Source organism: Streptomyces sp. 8N616 (assembly GCF_052246385.1).
Lineage (GTDB): Bacteria > Actinomycetota > Actinomycetes > Streptomycetales > Streptomycetaceae > Streptomyces.
In genome coordinates this window covers 1-1,688 of the sequence record NZ_JBQQBY010000089.1, presented here as the reverse complement: position 1 = coordinate 1,688, position 1,688 = coordinate 1, and the positions used below count along the sequence as shown (strand labels likewise).

General features: G+C 67.9%; 1 protein-coding gene. It reads left to right on the top strand.

The window, feature by feature from the left end; translation table 11 throughout:
- Positions 1-93 precede the first annotated feature (93 nt).
- Positions 94-1,688 (top strand): GAF domain-containing protein (locus tag ACTWQC_RS35730; RefSeq protein ID WP_443320036.1); only part of this gene is annotated, 1,595 nt, incomplete at its 3' end.

Here is a 1,688-nt window from a genome sequence, read left to right as displayed (position 1 = left end):
CTGGAGGCGGTGGAACACGCCAGGCGATTAGGGCTGGCCATCCACGCTCAGCTGTACCGGCGGCAGCAGCGTGAGACAGGCCTTACCAGTCTGGTGGACACCGCACGGGAACTGGCTGCGTTGCACGACCTGGAGTCCACACTCAAGATCATCACGAGGCGGGCGCGACTACTGCTCGGCGTCGACATGTCCTACATCGGCCTTCCGGACGACGAGGGAGCGTTCTGCGTGTGCGCTTCCGATGGCCATACCGCAGGGCTGAACGTGGGGCTGCGGCTGCCGGCGAGCACGGAGATCGGCAGCGTCGTAACGACCGGTCCCTCACCGTTCTGCACCCCTGACTACCTCGATGACCAGCGGTTCGAGCACAGCGAGTCGATCGATGAGGCGGTCGGGGCCGAAGGTCTCCACGCCGTCATGGCGGTTCCCCTGAGCGACTGCACACAATCGCTCGGCGCACTGTACGTGGCTGATCGGAGGGTGCGTCACTTCACCGCGGATGAGATCGCGTTGCTGAGCTTCCTCGGGGACATCGCCGGTGTGGCCATCGAGAGAGCCCGGCAGTGGGACCGGATGATCGCCCAGGTGAGGGGCTTGCGGCAGGGCGTGTCCCGGTGCGAAGCCGATCTGAGGAGTACCGAGGAGCTCAGCGCCATCCACGACCAGCTGATCGAACTGGTATTGAGGGGCGGCGATCTCCGGGCTCTGGCCGAGGAGGTCAGCCAGCGGCTCAACAGCGGCCTGCTGATCTTCGCCGCCAACGGCACCGTCCTGGCAACAGCCGGGAACCTGCCTGAGAAAGAGGAGGGCGCGCTGCTGGTGGCCGCGGTGGACGCTCACACCATCGGCGAGCCGGCGCCGGTGCAACTGGACGACGGCATGTGGACCATGCCGGTCGCCACCGGCAACGAGTACCTCGGCACGCTGTTCCTCGACCCCGGCCGCCCGCTCACCGACCGGGACCAGCAGCTGCTACGGCGCGCCGCGCAAACGGCGGCGGTCATGCTGCTGTTGCAGAACAGCAGGACCGCCACGGCCGATGGCCACGTTCGTGACGAGCTCCTCGACGATCTCCTGGTCAGTCCGCAGCGCCCGCGGCCGCAGCTGGAGAGACGCGCACGCCGGTTCGGCATCGACCTGAAGGAGCCGCACGTGGTGGTCGTCGCCCGTCCCGAGGGGGGCGCCCAGGCCAAGACGTGCACCTGGGCCTCCTCGTATGCCCACCGCATGAACGGGCTCAAGAGCATGCAGGGTGACTCCGCCGTGCTCCTGCTGCCGGCGAAGGACGCGGGAGAGGCGGCCCGGATGGTCTGCGACGAGTTGTCGCCGCTGCTCGGCCACCCGGTGACGGTGGCGGCTGCGGGTCCGGTGTCGGATCCGGGAGCGGTCTTCCAGGGATACCAGGAGGCGGCTCGCTGCCTTGACGCGATGACGGTGCTCGGTGCGGTCGGGAGTGCCGCCTCCGCGCGCGAACTGGGCTTTCTGGGCGTGCTGTTATCGGACAGCCTCGATGCGGAGGGATTCATCGACTCGGTGATCGGTCCCGTCTTCGACTACGACCGGCAGCGTTTCACCGAGCTCACCCGCACCATGGACGCCTACTTCGACACCGGTGGCAGCCCGAGGTACGCGGCCGAGAAACTGCATGTGCACCCCAACACCGTCGTCCGCCGGCTGGAGCGGATCAG